Genomic DNA, 19,690 nt, shown 5'->3' with positions numbered 1-19,690 from the left:
TAAAATTTTTTTAAATTTATAAATTTTTAAATAAATAAGTAAGATATATAAAATATAAATTTGAATATTATTCATTTAATAATAAAAGGTTTATATAAAAAATGAAAAAAATAACTATTATTTTTATGATGATTATCATGAATATTTATAATATTGCAAGTGCTGAACCTAATTTTCAAGATTATTGGTATTTTGGTTCTAAATTTGGTTTATCACGTTATGATCATATTAAATTATTCGGTAAAGATATTGATAACAAAGAATATAATATTTTTAACAAAATAGGAACTGGAGTATTTTTTGGATATCAATCAAATAATTTTTTAGGTTTAGAAATAGGTTTTGATTGGTTAGGAGCTGTTAAAAAAGATATTGAAGAAAAAGGAATTACAAATTTTTTTGAATCAAAAGGGTTACAATTAACATCTAATTTTAGATATCCTATATACAAAAATATATATTTATATAGTCGCTTAGGTGGTTTATTTACTCAATCAATTAATCAACAATATAATAAAAATAATTATTATAAAAAAAATATAAATAATATATCTTATGGGATATATCCATTAATAGTAATAGGAGGAGAATTTAACATAAATTATCATTTTTCAACAAGATTAGAATATCAATTCTCAGGTCATATAGGAAATAAAGATATTGATGATTTAGGACAAAAAACAAATAATTCCATGTTCACTATCAGTTTATTATATAAATTTACTGATAAATATCATGTTCCTTCAATTAAAAATTTAATACATAAAACTAAAAATCATTATTATAATAATTATGGTAATGATGACATATTATTATCAACAACAAAAGTTTATTTTAATTTTAATAAAAGTGTTTTAGGAAAACAAAATAAAAAAAATTTAAATAAAGTATTAGATGAAAATATTAAAAATAAAAATTTATCTAAAGATAATAGTATTAGAATAGTTATTCTAGGTCATTCTGATTATTTAGAAAAAGATAATGATAATAATTATATTTTATCACAAAAAAGAGCTCAAAAAATTGCTGAGTATTTATCATCAAAAAATGAAAATTTATTAAAAAAAATAATTATTATTAAAGGATTAGGAAGTAATTTATCAATTAATAAAAATTGTCAAAAAATAAAAAATTATAATAATTTAAAAAAATGTTTAGTTATAGATCGTTATGTAGAAGTAAAAATTTTAAAAATTCCTAAAGTTATTCAAAAAAATATGTTATGCAAAAACCATTTTTTAATGGGTCATAATTATGATTATGATGATTATTTAAATAATCAAATGAATAATAATTGTAATAATAAATTTTTTACATATAAAAAATATAACTATCAATACAATTTTTTTCCTAAAAATGAATTTAAAAAAATATATCAAATACAAAAAAATTTATATTTAATAAACAAAATAATAAGTAATTTTTTTATATAAATTAAAAATAAAAAATGCAGAAAATAAAAATCTTTCTGCATTTTTTTATTTTTAATAAAAAAATATAAAAAATATTTGAATAGTAAGATTAAAATGCCCGAAGGCGGAATTGAACCACCGACACGGGGATTTTCAGTCCACTGCTCTACCAACTGAGCTATTCGGGCATATATAAAAAAATATATTTTATTATGACAATATTTATAAGTAAACGTCAATATTTTTTATTAAAAAATATTAAATAATATTATTATATAAATGATTAATTATTATTAATTATGATAACATCATAATAATGTATTAATTGTTTTTTATTTTTTTTAAAATTTTATTTTTTCATAAATAAAATTTTTTAAAATAGTACTTGAAACATAGACTATATGTCCTTATCTTTCAGTTCACATTATTCAAAATAAATTAATATTAATTTATAATAGTTAGACTTCTTAAAAGGAGAATTATTAAATGAATATTCGTCCATTACATGATCGTGTTATTGTAAGAAGAAAAGAAGTTGAATCTAAATCTTCAGGTGGAATTGTCTTAACAGGTTCTGCTGCAGGAAAATCTACAAGAGGAGAAGTATTAGCAGTAGGAAAAGGACGTATATTAGATAATGGTGTTGTAAAACCATTAGATGTAAAAAAAGGCGACACAATTATATTTAATGATGGTTATAGTGTTAAAACAGAAAAAATTGATGATGAAGAAGTTCTTATAATGTCTGAAAGTGATATTTTAGCTATTATTAAATAATAAAATTTGTCATTAAATAAAATTTTTTAAAAAATTTTATTAATTTATGTAAATGAATTTAAGGAATATTTAAAATGGCAGCTAAAGATGTAAAATTCGGGAATGACGCACGCGTTAAAATGTTACGAGGTGTAAATGTACTTGCAGATGCAGTTAAAATTACACTTGGACCAAAGGGTAGGAATGTAGTATTAGATAAATCATTTGGAGCTCCAGCTATAACTAAAGATGGAGTAACAGTTGCAAGAGAAATAGAATTAGAAGATAAATTTGAAAATATGGGCGCACAAATGGTTAAAGAAGTTGCTTCCAAAGCTAATGATGTAGCAGGTGATGGAACAACTACCGCTAGTGTATTAGCTCAATCTATTGTAAGTGAAGGTTTAAAAGCTGTTGCTGCTGGTATGAATCCTATGGATTTAAAAAGAGGGATAGATAAAGCAGTTATTGCTGCTGTAGAAGAATTGAAAGTAATTTCTGTTCCATGTTCTGATTCAAAATCAATAGCTCAAGTAGGAACTATTTCTGCAAATGCAGATGAAACTGTAGGTGATTTAATTGCGCAAGCAATGGAAAGAGTAGGAAAAGAAGGAGTAATCACAGTTGAAGAAGGTACAGGATTACAAGATGAGTTAGATGTAGTTGAAGGTATGCAATTTGATAGAGGATACTTATCACCATATTTTATTAACAAATCAGAATCTGGAACCGTAGAACTTGATAGTCCATATATACTTTTAGTTGATAAAAAGCTCTCAAATATTAGAGAAATTTTACCAGTTTTAGAAATGGTTGCTAAATCAAGTAAATCTTTATTAATTATAGCCGAAGATGTTGATGGAGAAGCATTAGCTACTTTAGTAGTTAATACTATGCGTGGTGTAGTAAAAGTTGCTGCTGTTAAAGCTCCTGGTTTTGGAGATCGTCGTAAAGCTATGTTACAAGATATTGCTATCCTTACAGGTGGTAATGTTATTTCAGAAGAAATTGGTTTAGAACTAGAAAAAACTACATTAGAAGATCTTGGGCAAGCAAAACGTATAGTTATAAATAAAGATACAACTACTATTATAGATGGTACCGGAAAACAAAAAGATATTTCAGGACGCGTAAATCAAATAAGACAACAAATAGATGAAGCAACTTCTGATTATGATCGCGAAAAACTTCAAGAAAGAGTAGCAAAACTAGCAGGTGGAGTAGCTGTTTTAAAAGTTGGTGCTGCAACTGAAGTAGAAATGAAAGAAAAAAAAGCTAGAGTAGAAGATGCTTTACATGCAACTAGAGCTGCTGTTGAAGAAGGTGTTGTAGCAGGAGGTGGAGTTGCATTAGTTCGGGTAGCAGCTAAATTAATGAATTTAACTGGTCAAAATGAAGATCAGAATATGGGTATAAAAGTAGCCTTAAGAGCAATGGAAGCTCCTTTACGTCAAATAGTTTCTAATGCTGGAGAAGAACCATCAGTAGTTGCAAATAATGTAAAAGATGGTCATGGTAATTATGGATATAATGCTGCAAATGAAGAATACGGAGATATGATTAAATTTGGTATTTTAGATCCGACTAAAGTTACAAGATCAGCATTACAATATTCAGCATCTGTAGCAGGTCTTATGATTACAACAGAATGTATGGTTACTGATTTACCAAAAGAAGAAAAACCAGAAATATCTACACCACCAGGTGGTATGGGTGGAGGTATGGGCGGTATGATGTAATCTAAGCTGTTTAAAAAATTTAAATTTATTAAAACTATAATTTTATTAATATATTAATATAAGCTGTGCATTAAATAGCACAGCTTTTTTTATAATAAAATTATAATTTTTTGTTTTTTTAAATAATAAATTTTTTATTTTTACTTCCATAAATATCTTTAGTTAATTTAGGAACCAAAAATCCTGATAATGATAATAATATTTTTTTCATGATTTTTTTAGCTTTATTTTCAGAAACATTAAAATGCTTACTACCATTTACTTTATCTAAAAGATGTAAATAATAAGGAATAATTCCAATATTAAATAAAGTATTACTTAATTTAATTAAAATTTTATGATTATCATTTATATTTTTTAATAAAACACTCTGATTTAAAATAGTTATTCCTATTTTTTTTAAAAAATAAATTTTATCAGATAATTCTTCACTAATTTCATTAGGATGATTAATATGAGTAACTATTACGATATGAAATTTACATTTACTAAATATTTTTAATAAATTTCTAGAAATCCTTTCAGGAAGAATACTTACTAGTCTAGTATGTATTCTTAAGATTTTAATATGAGGTATTGTTTTTATATCATTAAGAAATAAACTAATTTTCTTATCATTTAAAATTAATGGATCTCCTCCAGAAAAAATAATTTCATTAATTTCTAAATTTTTTTTTATATAATAAATTATTTTATTCCAATCACATATTTTAATTGAATTAATCTTTTTAGTATTCTTTCGGAAACAATATCTACAATGTACTGCACAAATTCCTGTTATTAGTATTAATACTCTATTTTTATATTTATGTATCATCCCCGGAATAATAAATTGTTCATTTAATGGATTACTATTATATTTTTTATACTTAATTAATTCTTTTTTATTAAAAATAAATTGTAATAATATTGGATCTTTATAATTATTTTTTTCTATCCTTTTTATAAAAATTAAAGGTATTTTAACTTTAAAAAATATATTCTTTTTTTTATATAAAAAATGATAACTATCTTCTTTTTTAATTTTTATAATATTCATAAGATCATAATTATTATTAATAATATTAGATAATTGTTTTATCCATAATTCTTTCATAGAATAATTTTATTTTATAAATATAATATAATTATAAATTAATATTTATTCAAAAAAAAGAAAACATGATTAATTATTATAGTAATAATTTTAAGATTGGAATGAAATTTATATTTTTAAATCAACCCTATATTATAGAATCAAATGAATTTGTAAAACCTGGTAAAGGACAAGCATTTGTAAGAATAAAGATGAGAAATTTAATTACAGAAAAATTAATTGATAAAACATTTAAATCAACTGATAATTTAGATACCGCAGATATTTTAGAAAAAAAATTAAAATATTTATATAATGAAAAAAACTATTTTTATTATTTTATGGATAAAAATAGTTTTGAACAAACTGTTATTAGTTATAAAATTATTAAAAACAAAAAAAAATGGCTAATTTCTCAGTATGATTATACTATAACATTTTGGAATCAATTACCTATATTCTTAACATTACCTAATTTTATAAAATTAAAAGTAATAAATACAAGTATAATTTTAAAAGGAAGTATTATTAATAATAATAAAAAAGCTAAAATAAGTAATGGAGAAATAATAAAAGTTCCATCTTTTATTAAGATTGGAGATATAATTAAAATTGATACAAGAAAAAAAAAATATATTTCTCGATTTAAATAATAAAAAGTTTAAAATAATATGAAAAAATTTAATTACTTAACTAGTGCAAAAATTAATGATTTAATTCAACGTTCTAATATAATAAAAAAAATAAGAAATTTTTTTGATAAAAAAAATTTTATTGAAGTAGAAACACCAATACTAACTAAATTTGAAAATACAAATATTTATTTACAACAATTTAATACAAATTTTATTTATTTTGAAAGAAAAAAAAAATTATTTTTAATTACTAGTCCTGAATACCATATGAAAAGAATACTAGCATCTAAAATAAATAATTCAATTTATCAAATATGTCATAGTTTTCGTAATGGAGAATTTGGTAAATATCATAATCCAGAATTTACTATGTTAGAATGGTATCATAAAAATTATAATTTAAAACAATTAATGTCAGAAGTAAATAATTTTTTTGTAAAATTTGGATTTGATAAAATTAAAAAATATTCATATAAAAAAATTTTTTTAAAATATTTAAAAATAAATCCTTTTAATATAAATCAAAAAAAATTATTATTTTTAATTCACAAAATAGGTTTTATAAAAGAAAAAAAAAATAATTATCTCTTTATTAAAAATGATTATTTACAAATATTATTTGATTTATATATTGTACCCAAATTAGGATTTATATCTCCAATATTAATATATAATTTTCCATCATCACAAAAAACTACTGAAACTATAAATAAAAAAAATAAAAATATAGCAAACAGATTTGAAATATTTTTTAAAGGTGTTGAATTAGGTAATGGATTTCATGAATTAACTAATTATAAAGAACAAAAAAAGAGGTTTAATGAAGATAATAATAAACGAAAATTAATTGGTTTACCCCTTAAAAAGGTAGATAATTATTTATTAAAAGCAATGAAATATGGTATTCCAAATTATTCAGGTATGGCTATAGGTTTAGATAGATTTATCATGTTTTTATTAAAAAAAAAATCTATTCATGAATCTATTAGTTTTTCTATAAAAAATTCTTAATATATAATAATTTTTTATTTCAAATAATATATGCTAATAATTCTCCAATTTTAATTTTCATTCCTTTTTTTAAAATTGGATTAAATTTAATTGTTTTAGGAGGAAATAAAGTAATAACAGTAGATCCTATATTAAAATAACCCATTTCTTCACCTTTCTTTAAATAAATAAAATCTTTTTTATAAAAATTATTTATGTATGGCCAATTCCAAATTTTAATATTATTTTTTCTTGATGAAATAACTGAACCGTACCAAGAAGTATAAATACTTCCAACTATTTGAGCACCAATTAAAATTTTTATCATAAATCCAAAAGATGTTTTAAAAACAAAAATTACTCTTTCATTTAAAATGAATAAATTACATAAATTTTCGTATATTATATTATTAACTGGAAATAATTTTCCAGGAATATATATCATTTTTAATAATGTACCATTACAAGACATATGTACTCTATGATAATCTTTAGGTGATAAATATACATTTATAAAAAATCCATTAGTAAAAATTTTATTTATTTGGGAATTTTGTCCTATCAGATTATAAAGTGAATAATTACAACCTTTAAATTGAAAAAGTGTATTTTTTTTTATAATACCTAATTCGTTAATTATTCCATCTGTATTTTGAATAATATGGTTTTTATTATTATCAATTGGTCTTTTATTCATGTTTAATTTTCTTATAAAAAATTTATTAAAAGTTTTATAATAAAAAATATTAGGATATTTTACTTCTTTCATATTTATTTTATATATTTTAATAAATAAAAATATTAAAGAAGTAGTAATTATACTAAGTTTTTTTTTTGAAAAATAACTAAAAAAATTTGTAATTAAAAGTTGTGGTAATATATTTTGTATATACAAATAAATTTTTTTTTTCATTTTATAAATAATCTTTTATGTTATATTTAAATATAATACAAAAAAATATTATATAATAATATTTAAAATTGGAATTTTATAAAAAATTTAATATAAGGATATTATTTTGTGCAAATCAATGATAGTTTAGTATGGTTAGATTTAGAAATGACAGGTCTTAATCCTAAGATAGATCGTATAATTGAAATTGCAATTGTTATAACTAACTCTAATTTAGAAGTTATAAATAAAGGAATAGTTATACCAATATATCAAACAAATAATATTTTAGATACTATGAATTTATGGAATAAAAATATACATAAAAAAACTGGTTTAATTAAAAAAATTAAAAATAGTAAATTTAATGAAAAAAAAGCAGAAATATATATTTTAAATTTTTTAAAATTATGGATTAAACCTAAAAGTACACCTTTATGTGGTAATAGTATTTATAAAGATCGTATATTTCTATATAATTATATGCCTAAAATAGAAAAATATTTTCATTATCGAAATATTGATGTTAGTTCTATAAAAGAACTTGTTAAAAGATGGAATCCTCAAATCTATTCTAGATTAAAAAAAAAAAATAAACATAGTGCCTTTTATGATATATATGAATCTATAAACGAACTAAAATTTTATAGAAATTTTATTTTTAATAACAAATAATATTTTAAATAAATATATTGACAAATAAAACTTAAATTTCATATCATTAATAAAATTATTTATATTTATATTTAGCGGGAATAGCTCAGTATGGTAGAGCACAACCTTGCCATGGTTGGGGTCGCGAGTTCGAATCTCGTTTCCCGCTCTATTTTAAATAAATTTTTTTATTAATATTATAAATAATGCATATTAAAATTTTACCAAAAGATGTTATAAAAAGAATTGCTGCAGGAGAAGTTATAGATAGACCTGCAACTATAGTTAAAGAATTAATCGAAAATAGTATTGATGCAAAAGCTTCACAAATAAATTTATTTATAAAAAAAGGAGGAATTAAATATATTTATATTAATGATAATGGAATAGGAATGAATAAAAAAAATTTAAATTTATGTATAAAAAAACATGCTACTAGTAAAATATTTAGTTTAAATGATCTAGATTCTTTTAAAAGTTTTGGTTTTAGAGGTGAAGCTTTAACTAGTATAAAAGCTATATCTAGAATGACTATCACATCTAAAACATTAAAACAGAGAATTGCTTGGCAATTATATACAGAAGGATTTAATGAAAAAATAATTTATTTAAAACCAATTTCACATCCAACTGGAACAACCATAGTTTTATCTGATCTTTTTTATAATTTTCCTGCAAGAAGATTATCTCTTTCTAATGAAAGTATAGAATTTATTTATATTAAGAATATTATTAAAAAAATTATTTTAATGAGATTTGGTATAGGAATTACATTTAAATATAATGATAAAATAGTTTATAATTTTAAAAAAGTAACAGATAATATTTCTTATATAAATCGTATAAAAATAATATGTGGTAAGAATTTTTTAAAAAATTCTTTAAAAATTAATTGTATTAATAAAAAATTAGAATTATATGGTTGGATGATTATATATAAAAAAAAGAGTTTAATAAGTAATTTATTTAAGTATTTTTATGTTAATAATCGTATAGTGCGTACCAACTTTATTTATCGTATTCTCAAAGAGATATTGTACAATAAATTTAATAATAATTATAAATTATCTTTTATTTTTTTTTTAAACATAGCACCTAATCAAATTGATATAAACATACACCCACAAAAAAATGATATATGTTTTTATAATATATCAAAATTATATAATTTTATATTTAATAATATAACAAAATTATTATACAACAAAAATTTTATCAAAAAAATTAATAATAATATAAATATTAATTTAATAAAAAATAATAATAAAAATAAATTAACATCAAAAGATGTAGAATGTTTTTTTACTCAAAAAACACTTTCTATAAAAAATCAATTACTATTTAATAATATTAAAAAAAAAAACTTAGTATATTTAGATAATTTACCAATTTTTAATTTTAAAAATTTTGGTAAATTTTTAACAATTTTTAAAAATACTTATATTATTATAGAAAAAAATAATCTTTTATATTCTATTTTAATAAAGGAACTTTTTTCTTTATTATTAAAGATAAAATTTAAATTACATTTAGAAAATAAAAATATAATTAATATTATTAAAACTGATATTTGTATAAATATAGAAAAAAAAGAATATTTTATTTTATATAAAATAAAAAATTTTTTAATAAAATTAGGTTTTAAATTAAAAATAAATAAAAAAAACATAATATATATTTTATATATACCTATCTTTTTATCATTTTATGATGTAAAGAAATTTTTTTTATATTTATTAAAATATTTTTTAAATATAAAAAAAATTTCTTTAAATAAAATTAAAGAATGTATAATTAATTATTTAATTAATATAAATGAAGAATGGGATTCTTCAAAAATTATAAATTTATTGATGGAGTTAGAATTGTTAAAATTAGAAAAAAATAATTTTTCAATAAAAAAATTATTTTATATCATTAATATATAATTCATAATATGAATAAAAAAAATAAAAAATTACCAACAGCTATTTTTTTAATGGGAACTACAGCTTCTAAAAAAACTTATTTGGCTACTAGACTAGCTAAAGTTTTACCTGTTGAATTAATTAGTGTAGATTCTTCTTTAATTTATAAAAGATTAAATATAGGAACAGATAAACCAAAAAAAGATAATTTTTTTTATACCAAACATTGGTTAATTGATATTAAAGAACCTTATCAATCATATTCTGTAATGGAATTTTATAATGATGTTTTAAGTATTATGGATAAAATTACTAAAAAAGGGAAAATACCATTGTTAGTTGGAGGAAGCATGTTTTATTATAACACATTAATTAATACTATGTCTCCTTTATTACCTGCATCTAATTTTAAAATACGTAATATTATTATGAATAAAATAAAAAATAAAATATATAAATCATATCATGATATGTTAAAAACAATTGATATTATATCTGCAAATAAAATTCATTGTAATGATATACAAAGAAATTTAAGAGCTTTAGAAATATTTTTTTTAACAGGAAAAACTTTAAGTGAAATAAAAAAAATTCCAGGTAATAAAATTCCTTATAATATATATCAATTTGGATTAACATATTTTAATAAAACAATTTTACATAAAAATATAGAAGATAGAATTTTTAAAATGTTAGAATTAGGTTTTGAAGACGAGGTAAAAAATCTTATTAAAAACAAATATCTAAAAATTTACTTTCCTGCAATACGTTGCATTGGATATAAACAAATGTTTTTATATATTTTAAATAAAATTAATTATAAAGAAATGATACAAAAAACTACTATTGCAACACGTCATTTGGCAAAAAAACAATTAACTTGGTTACGTTATTGGAAAAATATATATTGGTTTGATAGTAATCATATTTATAAAGCTTATGATTATATTATAAAATTTATTGAAAAAAATAAGTTTATTTTAAATAAAAAAATTTAAAATTATATTTTTATATTATGATATATTTAATTTATTAAAATTAATGATTAAATAATATGAAAGATATTATTTTTGGTATACATTCTGTTATTAGTATTTTAAAAAAAAATCCTTTTTGTTTAAAAAAAATATTTATTTTAAATAGTAAAAAAAAATCTAATAAAATTAAAGAATTATTTTTGTATATAAATAAATATAATATTAACATATATAAAGTAAGTAAAAAGTGGTTAGATAAAAAAACTAATAATAGTATCCATCAAGGAATTATGGCTAAAATAAGTATAGTAAAATCTTTTACAGAAAAAGATATTTTTAAAATTATAAATAAATCTAAAAAAATATTAATTCTTATTTTAGATCGTCTTACAGATACTCATAATTTTGGGGCATGTATTAGAAGTGCTGTTGCATTTGGTGTTAGTATGATTATTTTACCTAAAAGACATTCTGTTAAAATTAACGCTATAGTAAAAAAAATATCTTGTGGAACATCAGAATATATACCTATAATTTTTGTAAAAAATTTAATAAATATTATTAATTTTTTAAAATCTAATAACATTTATATTATTGGAGCTGATAATAATAAAAAAAATAATATTATTTATTGTAATAAATTAAAATATCCAATATGTTTAATTATTGGATCTGAAGATAAAGGGATAAGATTTATTATTAAAAAATATTGTGATGTATTAGTTTCTATACCTATGTTTAACAATTTAAATTCTTTAAATGTTTCTGTAGCTACTGGAATTTGTTTATTTGAAATAACTAGACAAAATAATACTTTTTAATTTTATCATTAATTAATTAAGAAAAATATAATTTATTAAATAAATATATTATTTAATAAATATTAAATATTTTCATATATTTATATATACATTGGAAATTTATTATGAATAATCCGTTATTATCTGATTTCCTATTACCTCCTTTTAATAAAATTACTAATAATTGCATGTTATCTGCAATAAAAATTACTATTAATAATTCTAAAGAAAAAATTAATAAAATTTTAAAAAAACATCAAAATAATTATAATTGGCATAATTTTTGTCAAAAAATATTAGAATTAGATGAAAATTTATATCGTATTTTTTCACCAATAAATCATTTAAATTATGTTTGTAATAATCATGAAACAAGAAAAATTTATGAAATTACTATTAAAATAGTAACTAATTATTGTTTATGGTTTAAACAAAATAAATATTTATATAATGCTTATATACAAGTACAAAATAATCAAAAAAATTTAAATTTTGATAAATTAAAAATTAAATCTATTAATAATATTATACGTGATTTTAAACTTTCAGGAATTTTATTATCTAAAGAAAAAAAAAATATATATTCAAAAATTATTACACGTTTATTAAAATTACAAAATATTTTTAATAATAATATTTTTGATAGTACTCAAAAATTAGAAAAAAATATTTTAGATAAAAAAGAACTAGATGGGATACCAGATCATATAATAAATATTATGAGTAAAAATGCTTTGTTAAAAAATAAGAAAGGGTATTTAATTACTTTAGATATTCCTATTTATTTATCAATTATAACATTTTGTAAAAATCATGTTTTAAGAAAAAAAATATATTATATGTATAATACAAGAGCATCTTCTTTTGATCTTAATTCATCAAAATTTAATAATGAACCTATTCTAATAGAAGAATTATCATTACGTTCAAAATTATCAAATTTATTAGGATATAATTCTTATGCTGAACAATCTTTAGCGGTTAAATCTGCTAAAAAAGTTTATAAAGTTTTATCTTTTTTATATAAATTAATACAATTATCAAAAAAACAAGCTGAAAAAGAAGTTTCAAATTTAAAAAAATTTATTAAAAAAAAATATGATTTAAACAATATAAATCCATGGGATATATCATTTTTTGCAGAAAAATACAAATTTTATCTATATGGAATAAATGATAATATTATTCGTAATTATTTTCCAATTAATATTGTAATGAAAGGGATGTTTATTATTATTAATAAAATATATGGTTTAATTTTTAAAAAAAGAAAAGTATCAGTTTGGCATAATAGTGTTATGTTTTTTGATGTTTTTAATTCTAATAATGAATTATATGGTAGTATTTATTTTGATTTATATATACGTTCAGAAAAACGTAGCGGAGCTTGGATGGATATATGTCAATCCAGAATATTAAAAGAAAATGGGATACTTCAATATCCAATAGCTTATGTTAATTGTAATTTTACTCCTTCTATTAATAATTTTTTTTTACTTAATCATAATGAAGTCTTAACTTTATTTCATGAATTTGGACATGCTTTACATCATATTACTTCCAGAATAAATATACCTAACATATCAGGAATTAATGGAATACCTTTAGATATTGTAGAATTTCCTAGTCAATTTATGGAATATTGGTGTTGGGAATTAGAATCTTTAAAATTAATTTCACAACATTATAAAAAAAAAAATAATTTTCCAGTAAGTATAATGAATAAATTAATTGAATCTAAAAAATATAATTCTGCTTTATCTCTTATGCGTCAAATAGAATTAAGTTTATTTGATATAAGAATACATAAAGAATTTAATTTTAAAAAAAATAATCAAATATCAGATTTAATTAAAGAAATAAGAAAAAATTTAATTACAATATCTCCTATCCCTAGTTGGTATAAATATACAAATGTATTTAATCATATATTTGGTGGAGAATATGCTGCTGGATATTACAGTTATTTATGGTCAGAACAATTAGCTGCAGATACTTTTTTATACTTTAAAAAAAATGGATTATTTAATTCAAAAATAGGAAAAAAATTTTTGAATAATGTCTTATCTTTAGGTAGTTCCGCAGATCCTATTATTTTATTTAAAAAATTTAGAGGTAAAGAATTAAATATTAATTCTTTACTTATACAAAGAGGGATTGAAATATAATTAAAAATATTTATTTTATAAAAATTGATTTTCTATATTTATAGGTTTTTAAAAAATTATTTTATGAAAAATATAAGAAATTTTTCAATTATTGCTCATATTGATCATGGTAAATCAACATTTGCCGATAGATTAATTGAAATTTGTGGTGGTTTATCTAAAAGAGAAATGACATCACAAGTATTAGATAGTATGTCATTAGAAAAAGAAAGAGGTATTACAATAAAAGCACAAAGTGTTTCTTTAAATTATAAAGCAAAAAATAATAATTTTTATAAATTAAATTTTATTGATACTCCTGGACATGTAGATTTTTCTTATGAAGTTTCAAGATCATTAGCTGCATGTGAAGGAGCTTTATTATTAATAGATGCTTCACAGGGAATAGAAGCTCAAACTTTATCTAATTATAATACTGCTATTACAATGGGATTAAAAGTATTACCAGTTATTAATAAAATTGATTTATTAAATATAAATATTGAAAAAATAAAAAAAGATATATGTAATATTATAGGTATTCAATCTAAAAAATTTCTTCAATGTTCAGCTAAAACTGGATTAGGAATAAAAAATATAATAGAAAATTTAATTAAAAATATTCCTTCACCTACAGGAAATATTAATACTTCTTTACAAGCTCTTATTATAGATTCATGGTTTGATAAATATTTAGGAGTTATAGTTTTAATATGTATTAAAAATGGTAAAATTTTTAAAGGAATGAAAATAATTATTTTAAATACTCGAAAAAAATATTTTATAGAAAAAATAGGTATTTTTACACCAAAAAAAATAAATTTAAGTAAATTAAAATGTGGTGATGTCGGCTGGATAGTATTAGGAATCAAAAATATAAATGAAGTACCAGTAGGGGCTACTATAACATCATATACAGAACCATCAAATATACTATTACCAGGATTTAAAAAAAGTGTTCCTAAAGTTTTTGCTGGTTTATTTCCTATAATATCTGATGAATATAAAATTTTTAGTAATGCATTAAAAAAATTAAGTTTAAATGATTCTGCTTTATTTTTTGAACCAGATAATTCAGAGATACTGGGTTATGGATATAGATGTGGTTTTTTAGGTTTATTACATATGGAAATTATACAGCAACGTTTATTAAATGAATATAATATAAATATTATTATAACTATACCTTCTGTAAAATATGAAATAGAAACAATTAATAAAGATATTCTATATATAGATAATTTATCTAAATTTCCTTCATCTCATTTTATAAAAGAAATAAGAGAACCAATTTTAAAATGTAAAATACTTTCTCCAGTAAAATATATTGGAAAAATTATTCAATTATGTATTACTAAAAACGGTATACAAAAAAATATAATGTATCATGGAAATCAAGTTATATTAATTTTTGAAATACCTATGATTGAAGTAATTATAAATTTTTTTGATAAATTAAAATCTATTACAAAAGGATATGGATCATTAGATTATAATTTTTTAAAATTTAAAAAATCTAATTTAGTTTGTATTAATATTTTAATTAATAAAAAACGTGTTGATGCATTAACAACAATTACTTATAAAAATAAAATTTATTCTTATAGTAAAATATTAGTAGAAAAAATTCAAAAATTAATTCCAAGACAACAATTTAATATTGTAATTCAAGCTGCAATTGGAAAAAAAATTATTTCTAGTGCAAATATTAGACAATTACGTAAAAATGTAATTGCTAAATGTTATGGAGGAGATGTTAGTAGAAAAAAAAAATTAATTCAAAAACAAAAAGAAGGGAAAAAAAGAATGAAAAATATTGGTAATGTAAAATTACCCCCTTCAGTTTTTCTATCTATATTAAAAACTGCTAAATAATTTATTTTAAAATAAAATTTAAATAATATTTATATTTTTTTATAAAATAAAAATTTTAAATTATTTTATTTTTATAAAAAAATATATCTAACTTAATTAGATAAAATATATGCTAAAAAAAAAATATTTAATAAAACAAATAAGCTCTCTATTACCTATAATTATATTAATTTTTATAGTTCGTTTTTTTATATATGAATCTTTTTATATACCTTCAGGTTCTATGGCACCTACCTTATTAGAAGGTGATTTTATTTTAGTAAATAAATTTATTTATGGAATTAAAAATCCTTTAAATAATAGAATTATTATTAATAATAAATTACCTAAAAGAGGGGATATAGTCGTTTTTAAATATCCTAAAAATACTAAAATAAATTATATTAAAAGAATTATTGGATTACCAGGAGATATTATTGTTTATAATTATAAAAATAAACAAATTACATTATATAATAAAAAATATATAAAACAAAATATTTTTATATATAAAAAACTTAAAAAAAGTAACTTTATTAAAGTTTCTAAAAATAAAGATGAAATATCATTTATTAACATTTCTGAAAATTTTAAAAAACATTATAATTTGAAAAAATTAAGATTTTTTCAATATACAGAATATATAAATAAATTATCACATAAAATATTATTTATTCCTGAATTAGACAATGAATCATTAAATATATATAAACAGAAAAATACCCCATTATATACATGGATTGTTCCAAATAAATGTTATTTTGTGATGGGTGATAATCGTGACTATAGTTTTGATAGTAGATATTGGGGTTTTGTACATAAAAAATATTTATTAGGAAAAGCTATATTAGTTTGGTTAAATATTAAAAAAAAATCAAATTCATGGTTTTTAAAAATTAGATTTAATCGAATACATAAAATTAATTAATTTATTAAAAATATTACTTATTTTATATAATAAATTAAAATATAATTATGTGAATTTTATTATGATTAATCAATTACAAAAAAGATTAGGTTATATGTTTAATCATCAAGATTTATTATATCAAGCTTTAACACATAGAAGTGCAAGTAGTAAACATAATGAAAGATTAGAATTTTTAGGAGATTCTATATTAAGCTATATAATAGCTAAAGCATTATATAATAAATTTCCTGATGTAAATGAAGGAAATATGAGTCGTATGCGCGCTACTTTAGTTAAAGGAAATACATTAGCAAGTATTGCGAGAGAGTTTAAATTAGGAGAATATTTATTTTTAGGTCCTGGTGAATTTAAAAATGGGGGATATAATAGAGAATCTATACTTGCTGATACAATGGAAGCTTTAATTGGTAGTATATGTTTAGATAGTAATATAAAAGTTGTAGAAAAAATTATTTTGTTATGGTATCAGTTTAGATTAAAAAAAATACTACCTGGTAATAATCAAAAAGATCCTAAAACAAGATTACAAGAATATTTACAAAGATCACATCTTCCTTTACCTTATTATTTTATAATACAAATAAATGGTGAAGTACATAATCAAAAATTTACTATACAATGTAAAATTAGCGGTATATCAGCAATAATTATAGGAATAGGATCTAGTCGTAGAAAAGCTGAACAATCAGCAGCAGAAAAAGCTTTAAAAAAACTTGGTTTAGAATAGTTTACTTTAATAATAAAGGTTATTTATGTGAACAAAATATCTACATACTATGGTAGTATTTTAATTATAGGTCGATCTAATGTAGGAAAATCTACTTTATTAAATACTTTAATAGGAAAAAAAATATCTATAATTTCTCATAAAATAAATACTACTAATTATAATATTATAGGTATATATAATAAAGATCATTATCAAATAGAATATATTGATACCCCAGGAGATATATTTTATAATAATAAAATTTTAGATTTACTAAAAAATAGTGGATATAATTATGTTTTTTTTATTTTAGATAAAAATAAATGGAATTATATAGAAGAAAAATTTGTAAAAATTTTAAATAAAATTAATATACCGATAATTTTAATTATTAATAAAATTGATAAAATAAAAAATAAAAATATTTTACTACCTTATATTAATTTTCTCAAACAAAGAATTAAATTTATCTATTTATTTATTATTTCAGCTAAATATAAATTATATACTAATGATATTAATCATATAATTTGTAAAAAATTACCTAAAAAAAAACATAATTATCCTAGTAATTATATTACCAATCAAACAAAAGAATTTATTTTGAAAGAAATTGTAAGAGAAAGTATTATAAAATATCTTCATCAAGAATTACCTTATTTTATAAAAATTAAATTAAATTATCTAAAAAAATTAAATAATTTACCAGAAAAAATAAATATTTTTTTATTTATTAAAAATATAAGACAAAAAAAAATAATAATAGGCAAAAATTCTGTAACAATAAAATTAATTAAATATAGATCTGAAAAAAATATAAAAAATTTTTTTAAAAAAAAAATAAATATAAATTTTTGGATAAAAGTAAAATAATATTTTTTATATATAAATTTATTAAAATTAAAATTAAAGTTATAAATATGAAAATTATTGGTATTGGTATTGATATTATAGAAATAAGTAGAATTAAAAAAATTTTTATACGTTTTGGTAAACGTTTTGCATATAAAATACTTACTAAATATGAATTATCTATTTATAAAAAAAGTAATAATAAAGTAAAAATTCTAGCAAAATTTTTTTCAGTAAAAGAAGCTGCAATTAAAGCTTTAAATAATAGTTTTACTAATGGTATTTTCTTTAATCAAATAGAATTGTCTAACTATAGGACAGGAAAACCAAAACTAAAATTTTTTTATCAAACATTAAAATTTTTGGAAAAAAAAATATATAATTACAATATTCATGTTTCATTTTCAGATGAAAAAAAATATGCTTGTGCAATAGTTATAATTGAAAAAAAATAAGATTTAGTTCATGTTATATGTTTTTTAATTATATTATATGCTCTATGTATGTTTTGTGTTTTAATTTTTGCTATTTCTAATTGTTCAGATGAATATCCTTTTGATACTAATTTATCCGGATGATATTTACTGATTAATTTATGATATGCTCTTTTTATAGTTAATAAATTATCATTATAATTTATTCCTAATAATTCATATGCTTTGTCTAATTCTGATTTATAATTTTTTTGATTTTGAAATTTATTTTTTTCTTTATAAAAATTATAAGTACTATTAGTAGAATAGTCTCTTTTTTTTTTTTCTTGAAAAAAATCATAAAAAAATAAATCTTTTTCATTAATAAAATTATTATTACATTTTAATTTTTTTATTATAAATAATATTTCATTAGTTGAAATATTAAGTTCTTGAAAAATAATATTTAATATTTTTTTAGTTTTAAAATTTAAAAAATTATTTATAAAAGATAATTCAATTTGTATTTCTAAAAATTTATTTATTAAATTTTTGTTTTTATAAATTAAATAATTTAAATTATTTAATTTATAAATTAAAGGATAGTTTATTTTTTTACCATTTTTAAATGCTTTTTTTACAAAAATTATCTCTTCACTATTTAAATTCATTTTTTTCATTAATTTAATAGTAAAATTTATATCATTTTTACTAATAAATCCTTTAGATTTACTAATATAACCCATAACTTCAAAATTTATTTGAAGAAATAATTTTTTTATATTATTAACATAGTTAAAATTATATTTTTTGTTATAAAATTTTATTATTTTATTAATCAAAAAACTAATTAATATAATTATCATTATATTTAATAAATTAAAATTTATATAATAATTAATAATTAAATTTATTAAAAAGAATAATAATTGTGAATAAGAAAACAT

General features: G+C 18.8%; 17 protein-coding genes, 2 tRNA genes and 1 pseudogene. 16 read left to right on the top strand and 4 right to left on the bottom strand.

The window, feature by feature from the left end:
* Positions 1–101 precede the first annotated feature (101 nt).
* Positions 102–1,433 (top strand): OmpA family protein, encoded by a 1,332-nt coding sequence (locus GJT94_RS00905; RefSeq protein ID WP_168894268.1) that lies wholly within the window; start codon positions 102–104, stop codon positions 1,431–1,433.
* A 94-nt stretch (positions 1,434–1,527) separates the two neighbouring features.
* On the opposite strand, the gene GJT94_RS00900 is transcribed toward GJT94_RS00905, so the two are convergent.
* Positions 1,528–1,600: transfer RNA gene (locus GJT94_RS00900), tRNA-Phe, on the bottom strand.
* Between the two features lie 298 nt (positions 1,601–1,898).
* Here GJT94_RS00900 and GJT94_RS00895 point away from each other — a divergent pair.
* Positions 1,899–2,189, top strand: coding sequence for a co-chaperone GroES (locus GJT94_RS00895; RefSeq protein WP_168894267.1), 291 nt, complete (start codon positions 1,899–1,901; stop codon positions 2,187–2,189).
* Between the two features lie 74 nt (positions 2,190–2,263).
* Positions 2,264–3,907, top strand: coding sequence for a chaperonin GroEL (gene groL, locus GJT94_RS00890; protein ID WP_168894266.1), 1,644 nt, complete (start codon positions 2,264–2,266; stop codon positions 3,905–3,907).
* Positions 3,908–4,025: 118 nt separating this feature from the next.
* Here groL and GJT94_RS00885 read toward each other — a convergent pair whose 3' ends face one another.
* Positions 4,026–5,003, bottom strand: a complete 978-nt coding sequence (locus GJT94_RS00885; protein WP_168894265.1) for a KamA family radical SAM protein — start codon at positions 5,001–5,003, stop codon at positions 4,026–4,028.
* 65 nt (positions 5,004–5,068) lie between these two features.
* On the opposite strand from GJT94_RS00885, the gene efp reads away from it, so the two are divergent.
* A complete protein-coding gene (efp, locus tag GJT94_RS00880; protein ID WP_168894264.1) occupies positions 5,069–5,635 on the top strand; it encodes an elongation factor P in 567 nt (188 codons plus the stop codon).
* Between the two features lie 18 nt (positions 5,636–5,653).
* Complete coding sequence (gene epmA, locus GJT94_RS00875; protein WP_168894263.1) at positions 5,654–6,628, top strand: elongation factor P--(R)-beta-lysine ligase; 975 nt, start codon at positions 5,654–5,656, stop codon at positions 6,626–6,628.
* 19 nt (positions 6,629–6,647) lie between these two features.
* On the opposite strand, the gene asd is transcribed toward epmA, so the two are convergent.
* Positions 6,648–7,520 carry an archaetidylserine decarboxylase gene (gene asd / locus GJT94_RS00870; protein ID WP_168894262.1) on the bottom strand — a complete coding sequence of 291 codons (873 nt, stop codon included), beginning with the start codon at positions 7,518–7,520 and terminating at the stop codon, positions 6,648–6,650.
* 108 nt (positions 7,521–7,628) lie between these two features.
* Here asd and orn point away from each other — a divergent pair, with 108 nt between their 5' ends.
* From orn to acpS, 11 genes and pseudogenes are all read left to right on the top strand, one after another.
* Entirely contained in the window at positions 7,629–8,174 is a 546-nt protein-coding gene (gene orn, locus GJT94_RS00865; protein WP_168894261.1) for an oligoribonuclease, read from the top strand.
* Between the two features lie 74 nt (positions 8,175–8,248).
* Positions 8,249–8,322, top strand: a tRNA-Gly gene (locus GJT94_RS00860).
* Between the two features lie 37 nt (positions 8,323–8,359).
* Positions 8,360–10,081: a DNA mismatch repair endonuclease MutL gene (mutL, locus tag GJT94_RS00855; protein ID WP_168894260.1), complete on the top strand. Its 1,722-nt coding sequence runs from the start codon at positions 8,360–8,362 to the stop codon at positions 10,079–10,081.
* Between the two features lie 8 nt (positions 10,082–10,089).
* Positions 10,090–11,058, top strand: coding sequence for a tRNA (adenosine(37)-N6)-dimethylallyltransferase MiaA (gene miaA / locus GJT94_RS00850; protein WP_168894259.1), 969 nt, complete (start codon positions 10,090–10,092; stop codon positions 11,056–11,058).
* 56 nt (positions 11,059–11,114) lie between these two features.
* Positions 11,115–11,858: a 23S rRNA (guanosine(2251)-2'-O)-methyltransferase RlmB gene (gene rlmB, locus GJT94_RS00845; RefSeq protein WP_168894258.1), complete on the top strand. Its 744-nt coding sequence runs from the start codon at positions 11,115–11,117 to the stop codon at positions 11,856–11,858.
* 104 nt (positions 11,859–11,962) lie between these two features.
* Positions 11,963–14,005, top strand: a complete 2,043-nt coding sequence (locus GJT94_RS00840) for a M3 family metallopeptidase (RefSeq protein ID WP_168894257.1) — start codon at positions 11,963–11,965, stop codon at positions 14,003–14,005.
* A 63-nt stretch (positions 14,006–14,068) separates the two neighbouring features.
* On the top strand, positions 14,069–15,859 hold the full coding sequence (lepA, locus tag GJT94_RS00835; protein WP_168894256.1) for a translation elongation factor 4: 1,791 nt from the start codon (positions 14,069–14,071) through the stop codon (positions 15,857–15,859).
* 118 nt (positions 15,860–15,977) lie between these two features.
* Positions 15,978–16,766 (top strand): annotated as a pseudogene (gene lepB / locus GJT94_RS00830) (signal peptidase I); the annotation flags it as partial.
* A gap of 49 nt (positions 16,767–16,815) precedes the next feature.
* Positions 16,816–17,496 (top strand): ribonuclease III, encoded by a 681-nt coding sequence (rnc, locus tag GJT94_RS00825; protein ID WP_168894254.1) that lies wholly within the window; start codon positions 16,816–16,818, stop codon positions 17,494–17,496.
* A 27-nt stretch (positions 17,497–17,523) separates the two neighbouring features.
* Positions 17,524–18,351 carry a GTPase Era gene (era, locus tag GJT94_RS00820; protein ID WP_168894253.1) on the top strand — a complete coding sequence of 276 codons (828 nt, stop codon included), beginning with the start codon at positions 17,524–17,526 and terminating at the stop codon, positions 18,349–18,351.
* Between the two features lie 47 nt (positions 18,352–18,398).
* Positions 18,399–18,785, top strand: coding sequence for a holo-ACP synthase (gene acpS, locus GJT94_RS00815; RefSeq protein WP_168894252.1), 387 nt, complete (start codon positions 18,399–18,401; stop codon positions 18,783–18,785).
* Positions 18,786–18,793: 8 nt separating this feature from the next.
* Here acpS and djlA read toward each other — a convergent pair whose 3' ends face one another.
* Positions 18,794–19,690 (bottom strand): co-chaperone DjlA, encoded by an 897-nt coding sequence (djlA, locus tag GJT94_RS00810; RefSeq protein WP_168894251.1) that lies wholly within the window; start codon positions 19,688–19,690, stop codon positions 18,794–18,796.

It is taken from the genome of Enterobacteriaceae endosymbiont of Donacia cinerea (genome assembly GCF_012569925.1).
GTDB lineage: Bacteria > Pseudomonadota > Gammaproteobacteria > Enterobacterales > Enterobacteriaceae.
The sequence above is the reverse complement of the archived record's forward strand: the minus strand, read 5'-3'. Positions and strand labels throughout refer to the sequence as shown.